Annotated in this window: 28 protein-coding genes; 13 read left to right on the forward strand and 15 right to left on the reverse strand. The window is 64.5% G+C overall.

Features of this window, described 5'->3' with window-relative positions:
* From thrC to G4G27_RS19920, 8 genes are read right to left on the reverse strand one after another with little or no spacing between them, the layout of a single operon-like run.
* The gene (gene thrC / locus G4G27_RS19885; RefSeq protein WP_183110242.1) at nucleotides 1-1,395 is read right to left on the reverse strand and encodes a threonine synthase; all 1,395 of its coding nucleotides are present in this window, start codon (nucleotides 1,393-1,395) and stop codon (nucleotides 1-3) included.
* Between the two features lie 31 nt (nucleotides 1,396-1,426).
* On the reverse strand, nucleotides 1,427-2,059 hold the full coding sequence (locus G4G27_RS19890) for an SURF1 family protein (RefSeq protein WP_183110243.1): 633 nt from the start codon (nucleotides 2,057-2,059) through the stop codon (nucleotides 1,427-1,429).
* Entirely contained in the window at nucleotides 2,056-2,445 is a 390-nt protein-coding gene (locus G4G27_RS19895) for a DUF983 domain-containing protein (protein WP_244624430.1), read from the reverse strand. Before G4G27_RS19895 ends, G4G27_RS19890 begins: the two co-directional genes overlap by 4 nt.
* On the reverse strand, nucleotides 2,429-2,935 hold the full coding sequence (locus G4G27_RS19900; RefSeq protein ID WP_183110245.1) for a DUF3291 domain-containing protein: 507 nt from the start codon (nucleotides 2,933-2,935) through the stop codon (nucleotides 2,429-2,431). The genes G4G27_RS19895 and G4G27_RS19900 overlap by 17 nt, the downstream gene beginning before the upstream one ends.
* A complete protein-coding gene (locus tag G4G27_RS19905) occupies nucleotides 2,932-3,855 on the reverse strand; it encodes a cytochrome c oxidase subunit 3 (protein WP_183110246.1) in 924 nt (307 codons plus the stop codon). The genes G4G27_RS19900 and G4G27_RS19905 overlap by 4 nt, the downstream gene beginning before the upstream one ends.
* Nucleotides 3,856-3,900: 45 nt before the next feature.
* The gene (locus G4G27_RS19910) at nucleotides 3,901-4,389 is read right to left on the reverse strand and encodes a cytochrome c oxidase assembly protein (protein ID WP_183113921.1); all 489 of its coding nucleotides are present in this window, start codon (nucleotides 4,387-4,389) and stop codon (nucleotides 3,901-3,903) included.
* A gap of 47 nt (nucleotides 4,390-4,436) precedes the next feature.
* Complete coding sequence (locus G4G27_RS19915) at nucleotides 4,437-4,583, reverse strand: hypothetical protein (protein WP_183110247.1); 147 nt, start codon at nucleotides 4,581-4,583, stop codon at nucleotides 4,437-4,439.
* Between the two features lie 4 nt (nucleotides 4,584-4,587).
* Nucleotides 4,588-5,481, reverse strand: coding sequence for a heme o synthase (locus G4G27_RS19920; RefSeq protein ID WP_183110248.1), 894 nt, complete (start codon nucleotides 5,479-5,481; stop codon nucleotides 4,588-4,590).
* Between the two features lie 119 nt (nucleotides 5,482-5,600).
* Between G4G27_RS19920 and G4G27_RS19925 the strand changes: the two genes are divergently transcribed.
* Complete coding sequence (locus G4G27_RS19925) at nucleotides 5,601-6,257, forward strand: GNAT family N-acetyltransferase (RefSeq protein WP_183110249.1); 657 nt, start codon at nucleotides 5,601-5,603, stop codon at nucleotides 6,255-6,257.
* 139 nt (nucleotides 6,258-6,396) lie between these two features.
* On the opposite strand, the gene ctaD is transcribed toward G4G27_RS19925, so the two are convergent.
* Together ctaD and coxB are read right to left on the reverse strand one after the other, a co-directional pair.
* Nucleotides 6,397-8,079, reverse strand: a complete 1,683-nt coding sequence (ctaD, locus tag G4G27_RS19930) for a cytochrome c oxidase subunit I (protein ID WP_183110250.1) — start codon at nucleotides 8,077-8,079, stop codon at nucleotides 6,397-6,399.
* A gap of 3 nt (nucleotides 8,080-8,082) precedes the next feature.
* Nucleotides 8,083-9,198, reverse strand: a complete 1,116-nt coding sequence (gene coxB / locus G4G27_RS19935; protein WP_183113922.1) for a cytochrome c oxidase subunit II — start codon at nucleotides 9,196-9,198, stop codon at nucleotides 8,083-8,085.
* Nucleotides 9,199-9,410: 212 nt separating this feature from the next.
* Between coxB and pyrE the strand changes: the two genes are divergently transcribed.
* From pyrE to maiA, 6 genes are all read left to right on the forward strand, one after another.
* Nucleotides 9,411-9,992, forward strand: coding sequence for an orotate phosphoribosyltransferase (gene pyrE, locus G4G27_RS19940; RefSeq protein ID WP_183110251.1), 582 nt, complete (start codon nucleotides 9,411-9,413; stop codon nucleotides 9,990-9,992).
* Nucleotides 9,989-10,738, forward strand: a complete 750-nt coding sequence (locus G4G27_RS19945; protein ID WP_244624431.1) for a pyridoxine 5'-phosphate synthase — start codon at nucleotides 9,989-9,991, stop codon at nucleotides 10,736-10,738. The genes pyrE and G4G27_RS19945 overlap by 4 nt, the downstream gene beginning before the upstream one ends.
* A gap of 160 nt (nucleotides 10,739-10,898) precedes the next feature.
* Nucleotides 10,899-11,309, forward strand: coding sequence for a holo-ACP synthase (acpS, locus tag G4G27_RS19950; RefSeq protein ID WP_183110252.1), 411 nt, complete (start codon nucleotides 10,899-10,901; stop codon nucleotides 11,307-11,309).
* A 14-nt stretch (nucleotides 11,310-11,323) separates the two neighbouring features.
* Nucleotides 11,324-12,226: a signal peptidase I gene (gene lepB, locus G4G27_RS19955; RefSeq protein ID WP_183113924.1), complete on the forward strand. Its 903-nt coding sequence runs from the start codon at nucleotides 11,324-11,326 to the stop codon at nucleotides 12,224-12,226.
* On the forward strand, nucleotides 12,223-13,296 hold the full coding sequence (locus G4G27_RS19960; RefSeq protein WP_183110253.1) for an AI-2E family transporter: 1,074 nt from the start codon (nucleotides 12,223-12,225) through the stop codon (nucleotides 13,294-13,296). Before lepB ends, G4G27_RS19960 begins: the two co-directional genes overlap by 4 nt.
* Entirely contained in the window at nucleotides 13,293-13,922 is a 630-nt protein-coding gene (gene maiA / locus G4G27_RS19965) for a maleylacetoacetate isomerase (protein ID WP_183110254.1), read from the forward strand. Before G4G27_RS19960 ends, maiA begins: the two co-directional genes overlap by 4 nt.
* Here maiA and G4G27_RS19970 read toward each other — a convergent pair.
* On the reverse strand, nucleotides 13,906-15,015 hold the full coding sequence (locus tag G4G27_RS19970; RefSeq protein ID WP_183110255.1) for a glycosyltransferase: 1,110 nt from the start codon (nucleotides 15,013-15,015) through the stop codon (nucleotides 13,906-13,908). The genes maiA and G4G27_RS19970 overlap by 17 nt on opposite strands.
* Nucleotides 15,016-15,249: 234 nt before the next feature.
* Here G4G27_RS19970 and G4G27_RS19975 point away from each other — a divergent pair, with 234 nt between their 5' ends.
* The 3 genes from G4G27_RS19975 to G4G27_RS19985 are packed head-to-tail and all read left to right on the forward strand — an operon-like array spanning nucleotide 15,250 to nucleotide 17,911.
* Complete coding sequence (locus G4G27_RS19975) at nucleotides 15,250-16,164, forward strand: hypothetical protein (protein ID WP_244624432.1); 915 nt, start codon at nucleotides 15,250-15,252, stop codon at nucleotides 16,162-16,164.
* Between the two features lie 44 nt (nucleotides 16,165-16,208).
* Complete coding sequence (locus tag G4G27_RS19980; RefSeq protein ID WP_183113925.1) at nucleotides 16,209-16,703, forward strand: DUF2141 domain-containing protein; 495 nt, start codon at nucleotides 16,209-16,211, stop codon at nucleotides 16,701-16,703.
* A 5-nt stretch (nucleotides 16,704-16,708) separates the two neighbouring features.
* On the forward strand, nucleotides 16,709-17,911 hold the full coding sequence (locus tag G4G27_RS19985) for a glycosyltransferase (protein ID WP_183110257.1): 1,203 nt from the start codon (nucleotides 16,709-16,711) through the stop codon (nucleotides 17,909-17,911).
* On the opposite strand, the gene G4G27_RS19990 is transcribed toward G4G27_RS19985, so the two are convergent.
* Complete coding sequence (locus G4G27_RS19990; RefSeq protein WP_183110258.1) at nucleotides 17,898-19,361, reverse strand: phospholipid carrier-dependent glycosyltransferase; 1,464 nt, start codon at nucleotides 19,359-19,361, stop codon at nucleotides 17,898-17,900. The genes G4G27_RS19985 and G4G27_RS19990 overlap by 14 nt on opposite strands.
* Nucleotides 19,362-19,506: 145 nt before the next feature.
* Between G4G27_RS19990 and G4G27_RS19995 the strand changes: the two genes are divergently transcribed.
* Entirely contained in the window at nucleotides 19,507-21,132 is a 1,626-nt protein-coding gene (locus G4G27_RS19995) for an alkaline phosphatase D family protein (RefSeq protein WP_183110259.1), read from the forward strand.
* A gap of 24 nt (nucleotides 21,133-21,156) precedes the next feature.
* Here G4G27_RS19995 and G4G27_RS20000 read toward each other — a convergent pair whose 3' ends face one another.
* Nucleotides 21,157-21,762 (reverse strand): TetR/AcrR family transcriptional regulator, encoded by a 606-nt coding sequence (locus G4G27_RS20000; RefSeq protein ID WP_183110260.1) that lies wholly within the window; start codon nucleotides 21,760-21,762, stop codon nucleotides 21,157-21,159.
* A gap of 107 nt (nucleotides 21,763-21,869) precedes the next feature.
* On the opposite strand from G4G27_RS20000, the gene G4G27_RS20005 reads away from it, so the two are divergent.
* Nucleotides 21,870-22,916 (forward strand): saccharopine dehydrogenase NADP-binding domain-containing protein, encoded by a 1,047-nt coding sequence (locus tag G4G27_RS20005; protein WP_183110261.1) that lies wholly within the window; start codon nucleotides 21,870-21,872, stop codon nucleotides 22,914-22,916.
* A gap of 1 nt (nucleotide 22,917) precedes the next feature.
* On the opposite strand, the gene ubiG is transcribed toward G4G27_RS20005, so the two are convergent.
* A complete protein-coding gene (gene ubiG, locus G4G27_RS20010; RefSeq protein ID WP_183110262.1) occupies nucleotides 22,918-23,655 on the reverse strand; it encodes a bifunctional 2-polyprenyl-6-hydroxyphenol methylase/3-demethylubiquinol 3-O-methyltransferase UbiG in 738 nt (245 codons plus the stop codon).
* 50 nt (nucleotides 23,656-23,705) lie between these two features.
* On the opposite strand from ubiG, the gene G4G27_RS20015 reads away from it, so the two are divergent.
* Entirely contained in the window at nucleotides 23,706-24,965 is a 1,260-nt protein-coding gene (locus G4G27_RS20015) for an aspartate kinase (protein ID WP_183110263.1), read from the forward strand.
* A gap of 82 nt (nucleotides 24,966-25,047) precedes the next feature.
* Here G4G27_RS20015 and G4G27_RS20020 read toward each other — a convergent pair whose 3' ends face one another.
* Nucleotides 25,048-25,317 carry a hypothetical protein gene (locus tag G4G27_RS20020; protein ID WP_183110264.1) on the reverse strand — a complete coding sequence of 90 codons (270 nt, stop codon included), beginning with the start codon at nucleotides 25,315-25,317 and terminating at the stop codon, nucleotides 25,048-25,050.
* Nucleotides 25,318-25,494 lie beyond the last annotated feature (177 nt).

Raw genomic sequence — 25,494 nt, forward strand, 5'->3', positions numbered from 1 at the left:
TTAAACCGCCACCGCCCGCTCGGCGATATAGGCGGTTACCGCGTCGAACGTGCCGGGCACGCTGTCATAGCGTTCCTGCCGCTCGAACAGGTCGCCGATCCGCGCCGGCAGGGTCGGGCGCACGCCGGTCGCGCGCTCGACCGCATCGTCGAACTTGGCCGGATGCGCGGTCGCCAGCGTTACCACGGGAATGTCGCCGAGATCGATCCGGCGGGCGGCGGCGAGGCCGATCGCGGTGTGCGGGTCGATCACTTCGCCCGACTTTTCATACGCCCAGCGCATTGCCAGCGACATGTCATCCAGGTCGATCCGGTCGCTGGCGAACAGTCCCGCCGCGCCTTCACGTTGCGCATTGGTCAGGCGCATCGTCTTGCTCGATTCGAACCCCGCCATCTGTGCGGCAAGGGCAATGCCGTCGCGGCCGCCAAGATCGAACAGCAAGCGTTCGAAATTGCTCGACACCTGGATGTCCATCGACGGGCTTGGCGTCGGCACCACGGTGCCTTGCGAATAATCGCCATCGGCCAGCGCGCGGTGGAGGATGTCGTTGACATTGGTCGCGACGATCAGTTTCGCGACGGGCAGGCCCATCTTCGCTGCGACATAGCCGGCAAAGACATCGCCGAAATTGCCCGTCGGTACGGAGAAGGCGACCGGGCGCTCGGGCGCGCCGAGCCGGACGGCGGCGTAGAAATAATACACCACCTGCGCCATCAGCCGCGCCCAGTTGATCGAATTGACCGCCGACAGCGCGAAGCGGCCGGAGAAGTCGGACGAATTGAACATCGCCTTCACCAGCGCCTGGGCGTCGTCGAAGCTGCCGTCGATTGCGATGTTGTGGATGTTCGGCGCAAGCACTGTGGTCATTTGGCGCCGCTGCACGTCGGACACGCGCCCCTTGGGATGAAGCATGAAGACGTCGACGCCCTCGCGCCCGGCCAGTGCATCGATTGCGGCGGAGCCGGTATCGCCCGAGGTCGCGCCGACGATCGTGACATGCTTGTCCGAGCCGCTGAGGAAGCGTTCGAACAACAGGCCGAGCAACTGCAGCGCGACATCCTTGAAGGCGAGTGTCGGGCCATGGAACAGTTCCAGCAGCCACTGGCGCTGGTCGAGCTGGACCAAAGGCGTGACGGCGGCATGTGAGAAGCGGCCATAGGCCTGGGCGCACAGGTCGCGCAGTTCCTCATCGCTCAGAACGCCGGCGACGAATGGCGCCATCACCGTGACGGCGGTGTCGACATAGGACATGCCGCGCATCGCCGCGATCGTCTCGGGCGAGAGCGTCGGCCAGCTCTCGGGCAAATAGAGCCCGCCGTCGCTGGCGAGGCCGGCCAGCGTGACTTGCTGAAAATCGAGAACGGGCGCGGCGCCGCGAGTGCTGATGTAACGCATGGCCTTGGCGACTAGCGGCGTGGGCGCAGAGTCACAAGCCGGTCGTCTCGGTACGCATCCGCCGCCTGAGCGCGAGCGCATAGATCACGCCGGCGATCAGCGCGAATAAGAACCATTGCACGGCATAAGCGAGATGGTTGTTGGGCACGGCCGACAAATCGGGTTCGGGATTGGCGTCGAGCCCGGCGAGTGGCGTGTCGCTGACCAGCATCAGCGTCTTGGGACGCGACTTGCCGATCAATGAGGCGATCAGCGGCTGGTCGTCGGGCGCATGAGTGATGTAGCCATGGACCTCGCCACCGGTCCAGGTCGGTTTGGCGTCGGGGGTGCGGGCCAGGCCGATCTGCACGGTCAGGCCAGGGCCTTCGGCACCGGTGCGGCACCGCGCGATCTGCCGCCAGCCGGTCGCACCCTTGGCGTTGCGTCCGGCACGGCTGGTCCAGCCGACCGGCTGCAGGCAAAAAGCGCCAGCCTTTCGGAACAGCAGCGCATCGTTGACCGGGATATTGGGAAACGCGATCGACGGCAGCGTGCTGTTCGTCGCATATTGTGCGATCAGCGCTTCCTTCTCGCCCTTGCGCTGCAACTGCCAGATGCCAAGCGCGACCATGATTGCGATGGCGAGGCCGACCAGGATGGTCGCGACGATCGGGATTCGTTTCACGCGTCTTCGCCCTTTATCCGGCCTTCGCGTGCGGCGTTGCGGTATTCGAGCGCGATCAGCACGCCCTTGGCCGCGCGCAGCGATCCGACCACGCCCGCTGCGGTCACCGGGATCCAGATCAGCATGTGAAGCCAGAGCGGCGGGTGCAGCGTCAGTTCGGTGGTGATGGCCATCGCGACGACCAGCCCACCGAGGATCAGCGTGAGGAAAGCCGCAGGCCCATCGCCGACATTGAAGCTGTCGAAATCGAGGCCGCAATTTGGGCAGTTCGGCGCGAAAGCGGCAAGGCCGGCGAACAGCGTCTTTGCGCCGCACCGCGGGCAAAGTCCCTTGATCGCGACCTGGGCAGGCGTTGGCGCCGTGGTGAGGTCAGGCGCGACCGACACACCATGGATCGGGTTGATGATCGACCGGAACGCCGGACTCGTCGGGCGCCGGGAAGCGCGCCTTGAAGGTGAAGGCCTGAGCCGTCGGGCCATAGCGGTCGAGCCGCCACAACCGTCCCAATGCTTCGTCTATCGTCGGGATATGGCCGGCGGGAATCCACCATAGCGCCTGATAGGCGCCGTCGAAGCGATCGAAGAATTCGCGCCGCCGTGCCATGATCAGCGTGTGCGCGCTGCGATAGACATAATCGAACAGCGCATCGGCATCGCGCCACACCGACATGTTGACCGCGAACAGCGGGTCGGATGTCGGCCGGATCGCGGTCGCGTTGCCGCTATCGTCCTGCAACCGCCAGATGAATCCCGGCGATGCGTCGGCAATGGCGTTGACCCGGTCGAGCGCGGCCATGAACGGCTCGATGCGCGGGTCGCCGGGCGGCGCTGTGAACCGCCCGACATTGACCTGCGCGAGGTGCCAGCTCTCGCTCACCCGCCGTGGACCGGTGCGCCCCAACCGCCCCAGACATAGATGGTGACGAACAGGAACAGCCACACCACGTCGACGAAGTGCCAGTACCAGGCGGCGGCCTCGAAGCCGAAATGCTGGCGCGGCGTGAAGTCGCCCTTATAGGCGCGCACCAGGCAGACGATCAGGAAGATCGTGCCGATCAGTACGTGGAAGCCGTGGAAACCCGTCGCCATGAAGAACGACGCGCCATAGTTGATGCCCTTGAACGGGAATGGCGCGTGAATATACTCATAGGCCTGGATCGAGGTGAACAGCGAGCCGAGGATGATGGTCAGCCACAATCCCTTGAGCACGCCGTCGCGGTCGCCCACGCCGAGCAGGCCCCACAGGCCGGTCTTCTCACCGCCACGCTGACCGTGGATCAGCGCATGATGCGCCCAGGTCACGGTGGTGCCCGAGGTGAGCAGGATGATGGTGTTGAGCAGCGGCAATTCGAAGGCATTGATCACTTCGATGCCCTTGGGCGGCCAATGCGCGGCACCTGCGGCAGCGTCCGCGATCACGCTCGTCGCGCCATCGGCATATTGGATCGCGGCAGGAAAGAGCGAGAAATCGAAGAATGCCCAGAACCAGCCGACGAAGAACATCACTTCGGAGGCGATGAACAGGATCATGCCGTAACGCAGGTGAAGCTGCACGACCGGCGTATGATCGCCCTGATGCGCTTCCTTGATGACATTGGCCCACCAGCTGAACATCGTGGTCAGCACGCCGGCCACGCCGAGGAAGAACAGGATTCCGCCGCCATTGGGTTTGCCGACATGGCCGCCATGCATCCACATGATGCCGCCCGCCGCCATGGCGAGCGCGGAGAACGCGCCGGCAATCGGCCAGATATCCGGTGCGAGAATGTGGTAATCGTGGTTCTTGGCGCCGGCCATGCGTCGGTCCCCTGTCAGGCGGTTGTCAGTTGATTTCGGATTGCTCTAGCTCGCCGCGCCGCCGGAATCCACCGCGTAAAACGTGTAGCTGAGCGTGATCGTCTTGATGTCCTTGGCGTCGGGATCATCGAGCATTTTGGGATCGACGAAGAAAATCACCGGCATGCGTGCGGTTTCCCCCGGTTTCAGCGTTTGCTGCGTGAAGCAGAAGCACTGGATCTTGGTGAAATATTTGCCCGCCTGAGCCGGGGTGACGTTGAATGTCGCGGTGCCCGTGACCGGCTTGTTCGACGTATTGGTGGCGGTGAAGAAAGCCATGTCGCGCGCGCCGACATCGACCGTTTCGGACGGGCGTTCGGGCGCGAATTTCCACGGCAGCTTCGCACTGACATTGGTATCGAAATCGATCTGCACGCGGCCCGCACCAGCGACCGCGCCCGGTGCGGCCAGGCCGCGTTGCGTCGTGCCGTTAAGCCCGGTCGCCGCGCAGAACATGCTGTAGAGCGGCACGGCGGCGAAGCCGAGCCCGGTCATGAAGCAAACGCCAAGGCCAGCAAGCAATGCGGTGCGGACCGGCGGGGTCAATGCGGCATCCCCGCCTTGATCTTCACGATCGTGATCGCGAACACCAGGATGACCAGTGCGCCGAGGATCAGACCCATGACAATGGCGCGCGAGCGTTGGCGTGCGCGGATCAGCTTGTCGGTGTCGGACTGGAGGTCGGGCATGATGTCAGATCCAATGATCGACGACGAGCGCGCCGAAGAGAATGAAGAGATAAAGGATCGAATAAGCGAACAGGCGCTTTTCGGGACGCATCGTGTCTTGAACGCCGGTGGTGCGCAGCGAGACCTGCAACGCCATCGCGCCGAACACCGCGGTCATGACGATCGCCACGATGCCGTAGAGCGCGCCCGCCTGCCCGAGCGGCCAGGGCGCGATCGCTGCGGCCGCCATCGGCAAGGTGTAGAGCCCGATCTGCACGCGGGTGGTGCGCTCGCCCGCGACGACCGGGAGCATCGGCACGCCGGCCGCAGCGTAATCGGTCTTCATGAACAGCGCGAGCGCCCAGAAATGCGGCGGCGTCCACAGGAAGATCAGCGCGAACAACAATATCGGCAGGACTGCGACGTCGCCGGTCGCGGCGGCCCAGCCGATCAGCGGCGGGAAGGCACCGGCAGCGCCGCCGATGACGATGTTCTGCGGCGTGCGGCGCTTCAGCCAGATGGTGTAGATGAAGACATAGAACAGGATCGACACACTGAGGATCGCGGCGGCGACGAGGTTGAGCGCCAGCCCCATCAGGATCACCGAAAAGGCGGCGAGCCCGACGCCGAAATGCAGCGCCGACTGACGGTCCATGCGCCCGGCGGGCAGGGGGCGGCCCGCGGTGCGCTTCATCACGCCGTCGATATCCGCCTCATACCATTGGTTGAGCGCGCCGGCCGCGCCTGCGCCAAGCGCGATGCACAGGATCGCGGTGAAGCCGAGCACCGGATCGATCGTCACTGGTGCGGCGAGCATGCCGCACAGTCCGGTGAACACGACAAGGCTCATCACCCGGGGTTTGGTCAGGGCGAGAAAGTCGCGCCAGTCGGCGGGCAAAATGAGAGTCGCGGAAGTCATGATTGCCAGCGCCTATAGGCCGCTGGGGCGGCTGGGGAAAGTGCCGCGTTTGCCCGCTGATCCGGCGGTCGCCATTGCCCCACCATTGTATTGCATGGCGCGTGATTCTAACCTTTGGCATGTCATCTGAACCTGCCGCCGCGATTGACCCGGCGCTGATCGAACCATGGTTGCGCGCCCGATCCGTGGCGCGGGGCCTGCCCCAGCCCGTCCGTGACCGGGGCGGCCTGAGACTGGACACCAATCTGCCCGTCGAGTTGCGGCGCTACGTCTTTGCGCGACCCGGGCCCGGTTTGATCGAGCTGGGCCGATCGATCACCGCACCGCTTGTCTTTCTAAAGCTGTGCGGGCCCCCGGAGCAGCTCGCCGCATTGCTTCCCGCGCACTGGCGTCTGTCCCCGGTCGGTTATGTGATGACCTGCGGCACGCCGCCGGCCACCGTCGGACTATCGCCGGGTTATCGGATGGAAATTCACGCCAACGGCCCGGTCACGGAAGTCTGCATCCTCGACGATCGCGATGCTCTCGCGGCAAGTGGCTTTGCCGCTGAATGGGATGGGCTGTTCATATACGACCGGATCGTGACGGATGCCGGGCATCGGCGCAAAGGCCTTGGCCGCGCCGTCATGGCCGCGCTTGGCGCGGCGCGACGATCACCGCAATCGCGCCAGCTACTCGTTGCCACCGAAGAGGGGCGTGCGCTTTACGCCATGATGGGCTGGGATGTGGGCCTGCTTTTCTCTTCTGCCGGTATTGCTGACGACACCGGCGTCTAGCGAATTTCCGCGGCCGCCTGCGTTATCTCGGCGGCATTGTCGCTGCCCGACATTCCCCGACCTGTCTCAGCAACGCCCCAAAAGCAAAACGCCCCGGCTCATCACCGGGGCGTTTCACTTGTTCGAAAGGTCGTCGGTCTCAGTGATGACCGCCGTCGTCGATCACCGGGAGCGTTTCGAACTGGTGATATGGCGGCGGGCTGGACAGCGTCCATTCCAGCGTCGTGGCGCCTTCGCCCCACACATTGTCCGCCGCCTTGCTGCCCTTGGCCAGCGACCAGAACAAATTGACGAAGAAGATGATCATCGACGCGCCCATGATCATGTAGCCGACCGTCGCGATATAGTTCCAGTGTGCCAGACCATCGGTATAGTCGGGCATGCGGCGCGGCATGCCCTGCAGGCCGAGGAAGTGCATCGGGAAGAACATCACGTTCACGCCGACGAAGAACACCCAGAAATGCAGCTGGCCGAGGAACTCGTTATAGTTCTTCCCCCACATTTTCGCGAACCAGTAATAGAAGCCCGCGAACAGGCTGAACACCGCGCCGAGGCTCAGCACATAGTGGAAATGCGCCACCACATAATAAGTGTCCTGCATGTAGTCGTCGACGCCGCCATTGGCGAGCACGACACCGGTCACGCCACCGACGGTGAACATGAAGATGAAGCCGATCGCCCATAGCATCGGGGTCTTGAAGCTGAGCGAGCCGCCCCACATCGTCGCGATCCAGGAGAAGATCTTGATCCCGGTCGGCACCGCGATGACCATCGTCGCGGCGGTGAAGTACATCTTGGTGTTCACGCTGAGGCCGGTGGTGAACATGTGGTGCGCCCACACGACGAAGCCGACCACGCCGATCGCGACCATGGCATAGGCCATGCCGAGATAACCGAAGACGGGCTTTTTCGAAAAGGTCGCGATGATCTGGCTGACGATGCCGAAGCCCGGCAGGATCATGATGTACACTTCGGGGTGACCGAAGAACCAGAACAGATGCTGGTAGAGGATCGGATCGCCGCCGCCGGCCGGATCGAAGAAGGTCGTGCCGAAATTACGATCGGTCAGCAACATGGTGATCGCCGCGGCAAGCACCGGCAGTGCGAGCAGCAACAGGAAGGCGGTGACCAGCACCGACCATACGAACAGCGGCATCTTGTGCAGCGTCATGCCCGGCGCACGCATATTGAAGATGGTGGTGATGAAGTTGATCGCGCCGAGGATCGAGCTGGCGCCGGCGAGATGGAGCGACAGGATCGCCATGTCGGTCGAGGGCCCGGGCTCGCCATAGGTGGAGAGTGGCGCGTAGAGCGTCCAGCCATTGCCGGCACCGCCGAAGAAAGGCGAGGCGAGCAGCAGCGTGAAGGCGGGCACCAGCAGCCAGAACGAGATGTTGTTCATGCGCGGGAAGGCCATGTCCGGCGCACCGATCATGATCGGTACGAACCAGTTGCCGAAGCCGCCGATCATCGCCGGCATGACCATGAAGAAGACCATGATCAGGCCGTGCGCGGTGACCAACACGTTCCACAGATGGAGCGAGTGATCGAGACCCGCTTCGCCGCCGGGCAGATAATGCACCCAGGTGTTGAGATACTGGATGCCCGGGTGCATCAATTCGGCGCGCATCAGGCCCGAGATCGTGCCACCGATGATCCCCGCGGTGATCGCGAAGATCAAATAGAGCGTGCCGATGTCCTTGTGGTTGGTCGACATGAACCAACGCGCGAAGAAACCGGGCTTGTGATCAGCGTCATGCGCGTGATCGTGGCTGTGGCCGTGCGCATCGAACGCGGACGAATGAATGGCGGTATCGGTCATGTCTTAGCGTCCGGTGCCGGCGCCGGCGGGGTTAGCCGTCGCGCCCTGAGTGGTGGTGGGAGCGGGCAGGCTCGCATTCTCGACCGGACCCGTGGTGTTGGCGACTGCCGCTGCGTCGGTTGCGGCCGGTGCCGCCGCTGCCGGGGTGGCGGCGGGCTTGGCGCCCTTGGGCGTGCCACCCTTGGCCTTGACCCAAGCCGCGAATTGTTCCGGCGTCACTGCCTCGACCGCGATCGGCATATAGCCGTGACGCGCACCGCACAGTTCCGAACACTGACCGAAATAGACGCCGGGCTTCTCGATCGTGAAGCTGGTTTCGTTGATGCGTCCGGGAACCGCGTCGAGCTTGATCCAGAACGCAGGGACCGCCCAGCTGTGGATCACGTCGTTGGCGGTGGTGATCAGGCGGATCGGCACGCCGACCGGCAGGACCACGCGATTGTCGGCAGCGAGCAGACGGGGACCGTCCGCGTCGGTGCGGAAACGCTCACCAGCGGCGACGTCGCCCTTTTCCTTGAGCATGTTGGCGGTCACTTCGAACCCGCCATTGTCGGGGTATTGATACGACCAATACCATTGATTGCCGATCGCCTTCAGCGTGATCGCATTGGCCGGGGCCGGCTTATACTGTGCCTGAAGCAAGCCGATCGACGGTACCGCGAGCAGCACCAGGATGATCACGGGAGCAAGCGTCCAGACGATCTCGATCAACGTGTTGTGCGACGTCTTCGATGCCACCGGGTTGGCGGCGGCGCGGTAGCGGTACATGACCCAGAACAGCAGGCCGAGTACGAACAGCGAGATCACGGTGATCACAGGGACGAGGATCGCATCGTGAAACCAGTGCGCAGTTTGACCATTCTTGGTGACCTGCGGCTGGATACCATAATGGCCATCGACCGGCTGGCCGATGCCGGCGATCGGAGCCATGATCGGCGCACCATCTTGCGCAAGGGCCGGATCGGTCGGCTTGGCTGTCGCGGGGTTGGCGGCTGGCGTGGCGACGGCTGGCGCGGTCACTGCCGGTGCGACCGGCGCCGTTGCGGTCGGCGCCGCGGCATGGCCGGCCCCTGCCAGCAGCAAGCCTGCCGCTAGTACGATCGATTTCAACCCCGTCATACGCATCAGTGTCGTCATCCCCAAAAACCTTGGTCGGGCGAACACGCCACCCCCTGTTTGAAAGGTGACGCTGGGCGGGAATACGCCCGTTTGTGACGGGCCTATACGCGCGACACTCGCGTGTCTCAAGCTTGCGAGAGGCTTTTTTGACCATAGCGTTGCGCTTGGGGTGTCCTCCCCCCTATTTGAGCCCCGACGAAAGGGCATCAGCCATGACCGAAGATCAGGTTCTCGCCGAATTCCGCGCTGCCGAGGCGCTGCTCGAGGGACATTTTATTTTGTCGTCGGGGCTGCGTTCCTCGCGCTACCTGCAATGCGCGCGGGTTCTGATGGATCCGGCGCGGGGCGCGAGGCTGGCCGAAGCGCTCGCCGCGCAACTCCCTGACGAACTTCGCGAATCGGTTCAGGCGGTGGTATCGCCGGCGATGGGCGGGGTGATCGCCGGGCACGAAATGGCGCGCGCGCTGGGCGTCGAGGCGATGTTCCTCGAACGGCCCGACGGTATTTTCGAACTGCGCCGTGGTTTTCGCCTCGCGCCGGGCACACGCGTGCTGATGATGGAGGATGTAGTGACCACCGGCCTGTCGTCGCGTGAGGCGATCGCCGCGATCGACCGCGCCGGCGGCGAAACGGTGGCTGCCGCGGCGTTGGTCGACCGGTCGAACGGTGCCGCCGATCTTGGCGTGCCGTTCTTTCCGCTGATCCGGCTCGACGTGCCGACCTATGACGCGGACAAATTGCCGCCCGATCTGGCGGCGATCCCCGCGATCAAGCCGGGCAGCCGCGCAGCGTGATCCTTCGACAGGCTCAGGACGATCGGGACCTTCGTCTCGGGGTCAATATCGACCATGTCGCGACGGTCAGGAACGCGCGCGGCGCGGGGTATCCCGATCCGGTGCGCGCCGCGCTGCTCGCTGCGGAGGCCGGGGCGGACGGGATCACCGCGCATTTGCGCGAAGACCGCCGCCACATCACCGACGATGATATCGCGCGGCTTGCCGAGCAGTTGACCATCCCACTCAATCTGGAAATGGCGGCGACCGACGAGATGCTGGCGATCGCGCTGCGCCATCGTCCGCACGCGGCGTGCATCGTACCGGAAAAGCGCGAGGAGCGCACCACCGAGGGCGGGCTCGACGCGGCAGGCCAGCACAACCATCTTGCCCCGCTGGTGACCAGCCTGAAGGGCGCCAACATCCGCGTCAGCCTGTTCGTCGAACCCGATGCGCGCCAGATCGAGGCGGCGCTCCGGCTCGGCGCGCCGGTCGTCGAATTGCACACCGGCCGTTATGCCGAGCTGGAAGGCGAAGCGCAGAGCGAAGAGTTGCGCCGCCTGGCCGATGCGGCGGCGCTGGCGGCGAAGAACGGGATCGAAGTCCATGCCGGTCACGGCTTGACCTATGACAATGTCGCGCCCGTGGCGGCGATTCCGCAGATACGCGAGCTGAACATCGGGCATTTTCTGGTCGGCGAAGCGATGTTCGTCGGCCTGGGCGAGGCGGTACGCCGCATGCGTGCGGCAATGGACGCGGCGCGATGAGGGGGGGTCTTAAATCCTCCCCCGAGCAGAGGGAGGGGGACCGCCCGCTTCTTCAGCGGGTGGTGGGGGGGGTGAGCGCGGGACGCTCGCTTCGCTCGCGGCCCCTCCACCATTCGCCTTCGGCTCATGGTCCCCCTCCCCCCTGCGGGGGAGGATTTAGATGATCATCGGCCTCGGCTCCGATCTGTGCAGCATCGAGCGCATCCAGGCGTCGCTCGACCGGTTCGGCGAGCGGTTCGAACAACGCGTCTTTACCGAAGTAGAGCGGGCCAAGGCGGCACGGCGTCCGTTCACCAAGGCGGGCACGCTGGCCAAGCGCTTCGCCGCCAAGGAAGCCTATTCCAAGGCGGTCGGCACCGGATTCAAGGCCGGCGTGTTCATGAAGGACATCGGCGTGGTCAATGCCCGGTCGGGCGCGCCAACGCTGGCGCTGACCGGCGGAGCGAAGGCGAGGCTTGACGCGTTAACCCCTGCGGGCCACGTCGCGAGAGTACATTTGACGATGACCGACGATCATCCCTGGGCGCAGGCCTTTGTGATCATTGAGGCCATCCCCCTTAACGACGCGTAATGGCAAGGACGAGTATGGCGGCCGAGGAGTTGGCGTTGGACGCAAATGAACCGGTGGCTGCGGAGGCCGCGCCGAAACCCAAGCCGCGCACCAATTGGTGGGAAGAGATCAAGGGCATCGTCTGGCTCGTGCTTGCCGTGCTCGGCTTCCACAGCTTCATCGCCAAGCCCTTTTATATCCCGTCCGAATCGATGCTGCCGGGCCTGCTCGTCGGTGATCGGCTGGTGGTGACCAAATATCCCTATGGCTGGTCGTTCGTCTCGCCGACCTTCCATTTGCTGCCCTTCTTTCATGGGCGGTTGTTCGGCCAGCTCCCGGAGCGCGGTGATGTGGTGATCGTCACGCCGCCGGGCACCAAGACCGACTACATCAAGCGCGTCATCGGCCTGCCCGGCGACCGGCTGCAAGTGCGCGGTGGCGTGGTGTTCCTCAACGGCGTCGCGGTAAAGCGCGGACCGGTGCATTTCATCGACATCCCCGATTATGGTGGCGTGATGATGCAGGACGGCCACGAGACCTGTGAAGCAATGCAATATGACGGCGGCCGCCTGACCGGCGCCGACGGCAAGCAGCATTGCCGCCTGCCGCTGGTTACCGAAACGCTGCCCAATGGCCGCAGCTATGAGACGGTCGATCTGCAGCCCGACAGCCAGGGCGACAATTACGGACCGGTGACGATTCCCGCCAAGCATGTCTTCCTGATGGGCGACAATCGCGACCGCAGTTCGGACAGCCGTTTCTCGCTCAGCGACCTCGGCCTGGGTGGCCCGGTGCCGTGGGAATATGTTGGTGGGCGCGCCGAATTCATCACCTTCTCGCCCGATGGCTCGGCAACCCTCAACCCCCTGACCTGGTGGGGCTCGTTGCGATCCGGTCGGGCGGGCACTTCGCTGCACCCGCGGGAAGAAACGAAATGAACGACGACGGCGTCGACCTCGTCCAGGGGGCAAGCCCGCACGAGGTTCGCGACCCGCTGGTTCGTGCCGAATTCAAGCGCGCCAGCGTGTGGCTCGGCCTCGCCGCGGGGATGGCGCTGGTTGTGCTGCTGATTCAGCCCTTGCTGATCATCTTCGCCGGACTGGTCTTCGCGGCGATGCTCGATGGGGGCGTGCGGCTGCTTGGCCGGATTCTCAAGATCGGGCGCGGCTGGCGATTGCTGATCGTCGTGATCCTGGTCGTCACCTTCCTGGCCGGCACATTCTATATGACCGGCGTGCAGGTCGTGCAGCAGGTCACCCAGTTGCAATCGACCTTGGTCGAACAGTTTAATCGCGCCACCGCCTGGCTGTCGCAAATGGGCATCATGCCCGGCCGATCCGATCTCAACAGCATATTGCAACAAGCGATGGGCTCGGTCGGCCGGCTCACCTCTTTCGTCGGGACCGCGGCGGGCGCGTTGACCAGCCTGTTCATGGTGCTGATCATCGGCCTGTTCCTGGCGATGGACCCAAGGGTCTATGAACGCGGCGTGCAGTGGATGATCCCGATGGACAACCGGCGCGAATTCGCCATCACTTTGCAGCGCATGGGCGTGACGATGCGCCGCCTGCTTGCCGGGCGGCTTGCGGGCATGGCGTTCGAGGGCGTGCTGACCTGGATCGTGCTCGCGATCGGCGGCGTGCCGATGGCGCTGCTGCTCGGCATCATCACCGGCATCCTAGCCTTCATCCCCAATATCGGCGCGTTCGTCAGCGGCGTGCTGATGGTCGCGGTCGGTTTCAGCGCGGGTGTGGACACCGGGTTGTGGGCGATCTTCACCTATTTCGCGGTGCAGACCTTTGACGGGTATGTCGTCATTCCGATGGTTGCCAAACGCACCGTCGATCTGCCGCCGGCACTGACCCTGGGTGCGCAGATCCTGGCGAGCGCGCTGTTCGGCGTGATGGGACTGGCGCTGGCCGACCCGATGACCGCGATGATCAAGGTGGCGCTCGAACGCAGTTCGGAACGCTCCGACGCGGAGGATGCAGAGGCGGCGGCAACATGATCCGGTTGCATGACTATTGGCGCTCCTCGGCGTCGTATCGGGTGCGCATCGCGCTCAATCTGAAGCATATCGCCTATGAGCGTCATGACATCGCGCTGCTCGAAGGATTGCACCGCGCGCCCGACAATCTGGCGCGCAATCCACAAGGGTTCGTGCCGACGCTTGAGATCGATGGTGCGATGCTCACGCAGAGCCTGGCGATCATCGACTATCTCGATGCGAAATACCCCGACCCGCCGATGGTGCCGCATGACGCGCTGGCGCGGTCACGCGTGCTGGCCCAGGCGCTGATCATCGCGGCGGATATCCACCCGATCGACAATCTGCGCGTGTTGAAGCGGCTGCAGAGCCAGTTTGGCGCTGACCAGGCAGCGCGTGATGACTGGTATCGGCACTGGGTTAACGAGGGCTTTGGCGCGCTAGAAATGACGGCTGGCGACGGGCCGTTCCTCGGCGGTGATGCCCCGAATCTCGCCGATGTCTGCCTGGTGCCGCAAATGTACAATGCGCGACGGCTGGAGATGGATCTGGCGGCCTATCCGAAACTGGTCGCGGCGGACGCGGCGGCGGCGGCCGTGCCCGAGATCGCGGCGGCGCATCCCGATCGGGTCAAGTCGACGGCCTGAAAACAGCCCGTTCGACCAGCCTGTCGAATAGCGCGAGATACGCGTCACTCGCATTTTCACCAGGCTGCGGCACCGGCGCGGGACGGATCCGGCCGGGAACGAGCCAATGATCGAGCGCCCCGACCAGTGCCGCCGCATCGTCCGCCGGGATGATTGTGCCGAGAGCCGGCCCGGTGACGATCTCGCGCACCGCGACGCTCGATTCGGTCGCTACGACCGGCGTGCCCAGCGCCAGCGCCTCGCGCAGCACGCCAGGCACACCTTCGAAATCGGACACCAGCGCGACCAGTGCGGCGCGCCCGATCACCGGCAGCGGGTCCGCGGCATGGCCGGGCAGCCGCACTCGATCGCCCAGGCCGAGCGACGCGATCTGCGCTTCCAGCGCCGCACGCTCTTCGCCTTCGCCAAGGATGACGAGATTGATCGCCGGATCTGCCAGCCGGGCAAGCGCGTCGATCAGCCGGTCCCAGCGCTTCTGCGGCACGAGACGGCCGACCCCAAGGATGAAACGTCCTTGCGGCAGGTCGGGCAGGGCCGCCCCGACGATCGCCCGCGCCGGCGGATTGGCGATGATGCTGATCCGCTCGGCCGGCATCGCCATCGCGGCCGCCGCTTCGGTCGCCATCGCCGGCGTCATCGCCACGACATGGGTGATGAACCGCGGATGCAGCCGCAGCCATCGGCGATAGCCTTCAGCGACCAGAAAGGACTGGTCGGGCCGGACCAGCGCATTCGATACCTTGGCGACGATCGGCGGGCAGGCGCCACCGCGCCGCACCCGGATCCAGGCGGCGATGCTGGTATAATGATTGCCGGGACAGAAGATCAGGTCCGGCTTCGTCCGATCGACCAGAGCGGGCATGGCGCCCAGCAACTGGCGATAATCGGCCGATCCGGTCGCGATCACCGCCACGCCATCGGGCAATTCGGTGGCGAGCGGCCCGCTCGGGTCGCCGATCGCCAGCGTGACGCGCCGGCCCGCCGCGATCCAGCCGCGCGCCAGCCGCAGCTGCACGCGTTCGACTCCACCGCCGCGCCAGGATTGGGCATAGGTCAGGATATGCCGGGCGTTGGGGGGTGGAGCGGCGGACATCGGGTGCGACAAATCCCCGAGACCCTGGCGGGCGTCAAAGGAATTCGGAACTCGACGGATCTCGTCTCGCCGCGCCTTGATTTGGCCCCGTCTTGAATTCGCCCCGTCGCACACAATGTTGCAGCGCGGCAAACTTACGGCTAAGTGCGCACCGCAACGTCTGGGAACTGTGCGGCAAAGGCGGACGTTTCCCTGATGGCGAATTCAACACGCGGAGCTTCGATGAGCACGAGCATGGCCGAGGCTTCGTTGCCGCTCGCCCCCGATCTGGCCGGGCTCGAGCCGCTCAAGACGATCAAGAGCCGCTGGCCGACGATCATCGGCGCGATCCTGACGGTTGCGATGGTGGTCGGGCTGGGCCGCGAATTGTTCGGGTCGGGGCTCGCCGGGCTGAGCCGCATGGTGCCGGCAAGCCCGTTATTCTATCTGTTCTTCGGCATGCTTTACATGTCGCCGCCGACCGGCGATCTGATCATCTTCCGCAAGCTTTGGGGCATTCCGATCGGTGAAGGCTATGCCGCGCTGCTCAAGAAACGGATCGCGAACGAAGTCGTGATCGGCTATTCGGGCGACGCCTATTTTTATACCTGGGCGCGGCAGCGCGCGCGGATGATCGCCGCCCCATTCGGTGCGGTGAAGGACGTGACGATCCTGTCGGCGATCGCCGGCAACGGCATCACACTGCTGATGATCGCGCTTGCCCTTCCGCTCGGCATCAATCTGCTGACCGAGGCGCAGCTGCAGACGCTCGGCGGATCGGCGGCCGTGGTCTTCGCGATCTCATTGCCCTTCCTGGTCTTTTCGAAAAAGGTCTTTTCGCTCGAGCGCCGGACCCTGTGGTGGGTGTTCATGGTCCATTGCCTCAGGCTGACTGCCGGCTCGGTGCTAATTGCGCTTGCCTGGCATTTCGCGTTGCCGACGGTGTCGGTGTGGATGTGGCTGTTCCTGGCCGCTGCGCGCTTGCTCGTCTCGCGCCTGCCGCTGGTGCCCAACAAAGACCTTCTTTTCGCCAATGTCGCGATCCTGTTTATCGGGCAGGATCAGGCCTTGTCCGAACTGGTCGCGTTCAGCGCAGCGTTAACCTTGCTGATCCATGTGGTCCTGATCGCGTCGTTCGGACTGCATGGCCTGGTGAGGAAGAAGAGATGAAATCTGTTGTGGCGATCGCGCTGGCCGGGATCGGTCTGGTGACGATGGCCGTTCCCGCGATCGATGCATCGGCGCGCGCGGGTGTGATCGGCAGCGACGCCGCGGCCTGTATCGGCGGCGGCGGCCCGGCGATTCGCGCCAATATCACCGGGTTGAAGGACCGCATCGGCGAGCTCAAGCTCGAACTCTATCCGGCGACCGAGGAGGACTTCCTCAAGGACGATCGCGACCTGATCAGGCAAGGAAAGTTCTTCCGCCGCGTGCGCGTGGCGACGCCGCAAAACGGTGCTGTCTCGGTATGCATCCGGGCACCGCGCGCGGGACGATACGCGCTGCTCTTCACGCACAATCGCGACGGCAAGAACAAGTTCGACTTCTGGTCGGACGGTGCCGGCTTCCCGAGCAATCAGAAGCTCGGCCGGTCACGCCCCAAACTGCCCCAGGCGGTGATCAACGTGCCCAATGGCGTGGTCACGACCGAGATCCGCGCGCAATATCTGCGCGGCCTTGGCGGTTTCGCGCCGATGAAGGGCGATTGACCCGCATGCGCATCGTCGACGTGAATGAATTCTACTCGCCGACCGGTGGCGGTGTGCGCACCTATATCGACCGCAAGATGGGAATCATGGCCGATCTCGGTCACGAACTGATCGTCATCGCTGCGGGGCGCGAGAATCTGGTCGAGGAACGTCCGGGCGGCGGCAAGATCATTTACGTCAAGGCGTCGCGCCTGCCGTTCGACAGCAATTACGGCCTGTTCTGGGATGCCGATCCGATCACCCGGCTGCTCGACGAACTGAAGCCGGACCTGGTCGAGGCGTCGTCGCCGTGGCGGCCGGCGTGGATCGTCGGTCAGTGGCAGCCTCAGCCCGGGCATGACGCCGCCAAAGTGTTCTTCATGCACAACGACAATGTTGCGGCTTATGCGCTGCGCTGGTTCGAGGGGCTTGCGCCGCACGACCGGATCGAGCGCGCCTTTGCCTGGTACAGCCGTTACATGAGCCGCTTCCTCGATAATTACGATGCGGTGGTGACCAACGGCCCGGCGCTGGAAAAGCGGTTGAAGGCACGCGGCGTCAGGATCGACGCCGCGATGCCGCTGGGAATCGAGCGCGGGCATTTCTCGCCCGAGTTTCGCGACGAGAAACTGCGCGCTTCGCTGCTCGCCCAGTGCGACCTGCCGCCCGAGGGGCTGCTGCTGCTCGGACTTGGCCGGCATCATCCGGAAAAGCGCTGGCAATTGGTCGCCGATGCGGTCGCGCGTGCAGGATCGACTATTCCGGTCGGCATGATCCTGCTCGGCACCGGTGTCGCCAGCCGCAGAATCGAGAAGACCATCGCCGGCTCACCCCATATCCGCATGTTTCGCCCGGTTTATGACCGCGAACGGCTCGCGCGCGTGATGGCCAGCTGCGATGCGCTGATCCATGGGTCGGAAGCCGAGCCGTTCGGCCTGGTCGCGTCGGAGGCGATGGCCGCGGGCCTGCCGCTGATCGCACCCGATACCGGCGGCTGCGCGGAGATTGCCGATCCCCATGCCTCGGAGCTTTATACCGCGCGCGATGCGGCGGCGTGTGCCGCGGCGGTCGAGCGGCTCTACATGCGCGATCGGACGCTGTTGCGCCGTGCGGCGGTGATCGCGGCCGGCAAGGTGCGCAGCGACCGCGAGCATACCGAGGAATTGATGGCCTATTATGCCGGGCTGGTTGCCGCCAAGCGCGTCGGACAGGTGCTTAAAGCGGCCTGACGTAAAGCCGGAAGCGGCCGCCGGCGACCGGCACCGGCCGCCAGCCATTACGCTTTGCCCAGTCTTCCAGAACCTCGTCCAGCGCGGGGTCGCCGCTGGTCCAATTGCCTTCGCCGCCGACCAGGATCGCAGCTGGTGATTGGGGGAAATGCCCCGCGAAATGAATGCCCAGCGTGTCGCGCGCGATGACGCGGTCGACCGCTTCGGCATTGGCGTTAAGCAGCTTGTGGCTGCGGAAATAGAACGGCCCGGTGGCGAAACGCGGATCGGGCAGCCGTCCGGTCGCGGGCAGGAATTGCGGCGACAGGGTCGCGACCGGACCGTTGACGCCACCCGCATCCAGCGCCGAGCGGATCGCGGCGCCCTGCCGCATCGCCTCGACCATCGGCACGCCGGGAATGGCGCGGACGAGCGCCTCGACCGACGGCGCAAGACCGGCACAGACGAAGACGACCAGTGCGATCCGGGTGCGCCGCCCCGGCGGGCTCGCCTGCCAGCCGATCGCCAGGCGCACGAACAGGGGCGGCAGGATCGGCAGCAGATATTGCCGCCAGGTCGGGAAAGGCGCCAGCGCGGCGATGATTCCCGCCCACAGCATCCAGTCGATCGCCCGGCCCGAGCGCGCGCGCCAGCGCACCCGGCTGGTGAGCAGCAACCCGATCAGCGCCGGCCCAAGAGCGAGGAATTTCAGCGTGTCGATCGGCTTGGCGAGCCACGACATCTTCCACGGCCGATCGATTGTCCGATAATATTCGCCCGGCGCGAGCGCCGGGAATGCGAACACGCCGAACCAGAAGCCGTGAGGATTCCAGGTCGTACTGATCGCGACGAACAGCGCGACCGGCAATGCGCCCAGCGCGACCCATAAAGGTCGGTGACCACGATCGAGCAACGCATAAAGGCCGTAGGCGACCGCCGGCAGCGCATAGGAGATCTTCGCCGCGCCCGCACCAGCCAGCAACAGGCCCGCGAGCAATGCCGTCCAGCGCGTGCCGCGATCGTTCGCAGCGCGGATCACCAGCGGCAAGGCGGCGGCGAGCAGCGCGACGGGCAGCGCGTCGTTACGCGCGGTGCCGATGCTGAACAGCAAGATATCGGTACAGGCGAACAGACCCGCGCCTAGCAGCGCGGGGCAGGGTTCCGCGCCGCCGTCGCGTGCCGCGCGATAGACGAAAGCGACCGCCGCCGCGCCAAGCAATGCATTGACCAGGCGCAAGCCCGGCCAGGCCCAGTCGCCGAACGCCCAGGCCAGTGGCGCAAACAGGATCGGCTGGAGCGGGACCTGCAGATAAGCAAAGTCGCGATAGGGCAGATAACCATGCGCGGTCAGCACCGCTGCGGCGACATATTGGCTCTCATCATGATCGAGCGGCCGGGCGAGCGCCAGCATGACGAACACCAGAGCCATCGCCGCAAGCCAGATGCGCACGGAATTGGAGTGTGGGCGCATGGCAGGTTCGTTTCGCAGAAGATTGGCGTTTCGCGGCGGATTGGCGCAGCCTTAGCCAGCGCGGGTGGAACTGTCACGGACGAGACTGTCACGAACCCGCCATATCCGCGGCGCATCAGACGCCGGAAACGCGAAGAGGGCTGCCATGGAATTCACGATCGACCGCCGTTCATTGATCCTGACCGGCGCGCTGGGGCTCGGCGCCTATGCCATTCCCGGCTTCGCGCAGACAGTGACGATTGCCGGCGGACGCGGCTTCACCCATTCGGTGGCGAGCGGCGAGCCGGCCAATGATTCGATGCTGCTCTGGACGCGCTATGTGCCCGCCGATGGCGGCGCGGTCGAGTTGAAGGCCGAGGTGTCGGCCACGGCGGATTTCGCGAAAATCGTCAGCGGCGGGGTGCAGATCACTGGCCCATGGCGTGACCATACCGCCAAGATCACCGTCGCCGGATTGCAACCCGGCACGGTCTATCATTATCGCTTCGTCGCGCCCGATGGCAGCATGTCGCCGGTCGGGCGCACCAAGACTCTGCCCGAAGGCAAGGCCGCCCGCTTCCGCACCGCGATCTTCTCCTGCTCGAACCTGGCGTTCGGCTATTTCAATGCTTATGCCCATGCCGTGGCGCGCGACGATCTCGATCTCGTCATCCATCTCGGCGATTATTTCTACGAATATAAACCCGGTGCCTATCCGTCGCTCAAGGAGACGATCGGCAACCGCTTGCCCGAGCCGGCGAGCGAATTGCTTCATCTCGTCGACTATCGCTTACGTTATGGCAGCTATCGCGCCGATCCGGACCTGCAGGCGCTGCACGCGAAGCATCCGATGATCGTGCAATGGGACGATCACGAATCCGCCAATGACAGCTGGGAGGGCGGGGCGCAGAACCATCAGCCCGACGAAGGTGACTGGAACGACCGCCGCGCCGCGTCGATTCAGGCTTACCGTGAATGGATGCCGGTCTCCGACGAGCCGTGGAAGGCCTATGATATCGGCACGCTGGCGACCCTGTTCCGCACCGAGACGCGGCTGCTCGGGCGCACCAAACAGCCCGATCTCGAGCCGTTGCTGAAGGGCCCCGATCCGGCTCGGGCACTGGTCGATTTCCGCAATGGCGCGTGGATGGATCCGGGCGCCACGATGATGGGCACGCAACAGGAATATTGGCTCGATCATGCCCTGCGTCAGTCGGTCAAGGCAGGACAAAAATGGCAAGTGGTCGGCTTCGGCACGATCATGGGCGAAACGATGACGCCGTCCAATGCACTCGACTGGCTCTCGCCCGATGCGCCGTCTTATGTGCGTGGTTATATCAATGAAGGACTGGCGGCGGCAAAGGCGGGGCTTCCGTCCAACCTCGACAATTGGGGCGGTTATCCCATGGCGCGGGCGCGTTTCCTGAAGGGCGCGCAAGGCTCGGGCGCGAATTTGGTGGTCATTTCGGGCGACAGCCACAATGCCTGGGCGTTCGATCTGGCGCAGGACGGCAAGCCCGCAGGCGTCGAATTCGCTGGGCATTCGGTCACCTCGGGCGGTTATGAATCCGCGCTGACGGCCGATCCGAAGATCGTCGCAGCGGGACTGATCAAGGCCAATCGCGAACTGAAATGGTGCGACACGTCGCGGCGCGGTTATATGGCGATGACCCTGACCCCAGAGCGAGTCAGCAACGACTGGGTGATGGTCGATCCGGTCAAGACGAAATCGGCAGGCGGCGCGGTCGGGCATAGCACGACGGTAACGCGGGGCCGGAATGTGATGGCCTAAAAATCCTCACCGTGCCGGGGAGGATCAATTTTGCGCGGCAATCAAGGCACGGGCCGTCGTTAGCAACAACGGCCCAGCTTCACCCGCCGAAAACATCTGCGAACTCACGAACGCGCCGTTGATCAGCAGCGACAATTGCATCGCCAGTTCATCGGGGCGGCGCACCTCGAGCCGGTCGGCGATGCCTTTCAGGCGCCCGCGAAGCTCGTTCTTGTGCTGTGTCGCCACCGCACGCGCGGGATGGTCGGCGTCGGGAAATTCGGCGGCGACGTTGATCTGCGGGCAGCCACGATAATCCGGGCGGCTGACGCGCGCCGCGATCCAGTCCAGCTGTGCCTCCAGTTCTGCGCCGGCATCCGTCTCATGACCTTGTGCCGCCCGGTCCCAGCACGCCCAGAAATCCTCGTCCTCGCGAGCAAGGAACGCGGCGATCAGGTCGTCCTTGGTCCGGAAGTGGCGATACAGGCTGGTTTTCGCCACGCCGGCTTCCTCGACCACCAGGTCCACGCCAACGGCGCGAACGCCGCGGCGATAGAACAGCGCCGATGCCGTTTCGAGAACGCGCTCCCGTACATCGGTCGCGCCTTGGGGCAGCCCGTCATCGGGCCTGGCGTCGTTCTTGTGTCGCATCGGTCGATCTCCTGATTCCCCTTATATCAGCAAAACTCTTGACACGCTACAGACCTGTTCGTAGTTGTGAGAAACATACAGGTCTGTAGCGCCGCGGGAGATCAACAATGCAAGATCCGGAATCAGCTAAAATGGGTCAGTCGATTGCCGTTTACGGCGCTTCGGGACACACCGGGCGGTTCGTGGTCGCAGAGCTTCAGCGCCGTGGGTTTGTCCCGATCGCCATTGGTCGCCATGCGGCCCGACTGGTTTCTCTAGGCTTGCCCGGCCAGGCGGTCGAAGCGCGGGTCGCCACGGTCGAGGAGGCGGCATCGCTTGATCGGGCGCTGATCGGTGCGGTGGCGGTGATCAACTGCGCGGGGCCGTTTCTCGATACGGCGGATGCGCTCGCCGCCGCCGCAGTGCGCGCGCGCATCCATTATCTCGATGTCACGCCCGAACAGTCGAGCGCCCTGGCGACATTCGAACGATTTGCCGCACCAGCTCGGGCGGCTGCTATCATCATGGTCCCGGCAATGGGTTTCTATGGCGGCCTTGGTGATCTTCTGGCCACGGCCGCGATGGGCGACTGGACGTCGGCGGACGAGATCCGCATCGGTATTGCGCTGGACAGCTGGCAACCGACACCGGGGACGCGACTGACCGGTCAGCGCAACACCGCCCGCCGCCTGGTTATCGCCGATGAGAAGCTGACGCCATTGGCCGATCCGGCGCCGCAAGTGTCATGGAGCTTCGCCGATCCGTTCGGCGTGCAGGACGCCGTGGCAATGCCGATGACCGAAACAATCCTGATTTCGCGTCACCTGCGCACCGACAGCCTTCATACCTATCTCAATCTCGCGCCGTTGCGGGACTTGCGCGATCCCTCGACGCCGCCGCCCAGCCCGGCCGACGATATGGGGCGTTCGTCGCAGACTTTCCTGATCGAGGTGATCGTCCGGAAGGGCCTGGTGGAGCGTCGGGCCAGTGCACAGGGCCGGGATATCTATGCGTTTACCGCGCCGCTGGTGGTTGAGGCCGTGCAGCGGATCCTGGCGGGCGCGGTCGATAATCTCGGCAGCGAGTCGGGCGTCTTTGCGCCGGGCGAGATATTCGATGCTGCGGATTTTCTGCGTTCGCTGGCGCCAGATCATCTGAGATTGGAAATCGGCTGATCTAAGCCCGCACTGCCGTCACGAAATAATCCAGCTTCACATCGTCGCTCAGCACGAAGCCCTTCGCGGCGGAAAAGCTCAAGCCTCGCGTATCGACTACGCTCAACCCGGCCGCCTCGATCAATGCGATCAGCTCTGCTGGCGTCAGGAACTTGTTCCAGTCATGCGTCCCGCGCGGAATCCGTCCGGTTCCTTCGGCGAGTGTGATCATGGCGAGCCGTGACAGTGCGGTGCGGTTGGGCGTCGACAGGATCAGCAACCCGCCCTCGGCGAGTGCGCCGGCCAGCCCGGCAATGAATCCGGCCGGGTCGCTGACATGTTCGATCACTTCCAGCGAGGTGACCAGGTCGAACGTCTCCCCACCCAACCCTTCGACGCCACCAGCCCGGTAATCGATCGTCAGGCCGGATTGGCTGGCGTGCACGCGCGCGGCGGCGACATTTTCGGGTGCGGCATCGATGCCGGTCACCGCGGCGCCGAGCCGGGCGAGCGGCTCGCACAACAGGCCGGCGCCACAGCCGACATCAAGCGCGGTCCTGCCCGCCATCGGCTTAAAGCTCGTCTCGTCGAGCTGCCAATGCCGGTCCATTTGCGACCGGAGATAGACCAGCCGAACCGGATTGAGACGGTGGAGCATTCCCGACGATCCGTGCGGATCCCACCAATCGGCCGCCATCGCGCCGAAATGCGCGGCCTCGGCCGGATCGATGGTCGTTACAGGTGTGCTTGCGTTTGCCATGACCGGTTTCTATCAGCAGCCCCTCCGCAGCCCAAGGACTTCCGACCTCAATGGCCCGTATCGTGATGAAATTTGGCGGCACGTCGATGGCCGGGATCGAGCGCATCCGCACTGTCGCCGCGCGCATCAAGCGCGAAGTGGAGGCGGGCAATCAGGTCGCTGTGGTCGTTTCGGCGATGGCCGGCGAGACCGACCGGCTGGTCAATTTTTGCCGCGAAGCATCGTCGCTCTACGATCCACACGAATATGACGTGGTGGTCTCGTCGGGCGAACAGGTGACCAGCGGGCTGCTGGCGATCGCGCTGCAGGCGATCGGCGTGCCGGCGCGCAGCTGGCTCGGCTGGCAATTGCCGATCCGCACTTCGGACGGCCATGCCTCGGCGCGTATCGGCGAGATCGAGACGGGGCGGCTCAACGAATCGCTCGCGCGCGGTGAAGTCGCGGTGATCCCGGGTTTTCAGGGCGTCGCGGCGGGCGAGCGGGTGACCACGCTCGGCCGAGGCGGATCGGATACGTCGGCGGTGGCGATGGCGGCGGCGATGGGCGCGGATCGCTGCGACATCTATACCGATGTCGACGGCGTCTACACGACGGATCCACGGATCGTGCCACGCGCGCGGAAACTGAAGCGCGTGACGTACGAGGAAATGCTGGAACTGGCGAGCGTCGGTGCGAAAGTGCTGCAGACGCGCTCGGTCGGTCTGGCGATGAAGGAAAATGTGCGGGTGCAGGTCCTGTCGTCGTTCGTCGATGAAGATGCGCCTTTGGGCAGTGCCGAACCCGGCACGCTGATCGTCAGTGAAGAGGAATTGGGCGACATGGAACGGCAACTGATCACCGGCATCGCGCACGACAAGAACGAAGCGAAGATCACGCTGACCGCGGTGCCCGACCGGCCCGGCTCGGTCGCGTCGATCTTCGCGCCGCTCGCCGAGGCCAATATCAATGTCGACATGATCGTGCAGAACGTCGCGCACACCACCGGGTCGACCGATGTGACCTTCACCGTGCCCGCCGCCGATCTCGCCAAGTCGCTCGACGTGCTGGGCAAGGCGCAGGGCGATATCGGTTATGTCGAACTGTTCCACGACACGCGCGTCGCCAAAATCTCGGTCGTCGGTGTCGGCATGCGCAGCCATGCTGGCGTCGCTTCGCTGATGTTCACCACGCTGGGTGAGCGCGGTATCAATATCCAGGCGATCGCCACCTCTGAGATCAAGGTCAGCGTACTGATCGAGGAGGATTATACCGAACTCGCGGTGCGTGTGTTGCACACGGCATACGGGCTGGATGCCGAGGACGCGGCCTGATTTTTTTCAGGGTGTGATGGTCGCGCGCTTGCCGCATCTTTGAACGTCGGTTTCCGACCCAGTACGGACGTTTAAATGGCCGTCAATTGCCAACAAAGGTTCGTCCTTCGTCAGGATCAAACCCTAGCAACGTCGCGAGTGCCATTCGTTTCACGCCCCGCCAATAAGGTCGCCGGGGCTCCGATTTGTCTCGACCGACGATCATCCGCAGCCAGTCGATATGTGCGCCGGACAGGTATAGCTCGCGCTCATCGGCGGTGACCCGGATACCTTTGGCCCACGCGCTCTCGTAATAGACATAACCGTCATCCATTGGTTCAAATGCGGTTGTCTTCAGATGTCGGTCATCCATGGCTGCATACTATCGCTCCAAATGATCGCTTTCCACCCACAACCGAATATGCCGTCACGAAAGAACAGACTATCGGCTGTGCGCGGGTCTTTTCCGGCACGGCCTCAGGATCGAACGAACAAGACGCTAGGCATTGCTTCATCCCGATCATCGCCCCGAGTTGCGATAATTGGCGAC

The sequence above is a fragment of the Sphingomonas sp. So64.6b genome (genome assembly GCF_014171475.1).
GTDB lineage: Bacteria > Pseudomonadota > Alphaproteobacteria > Sphingomonadales > Sphingomonadaceae > Sphingomonas > Sphingomonas alpina_A.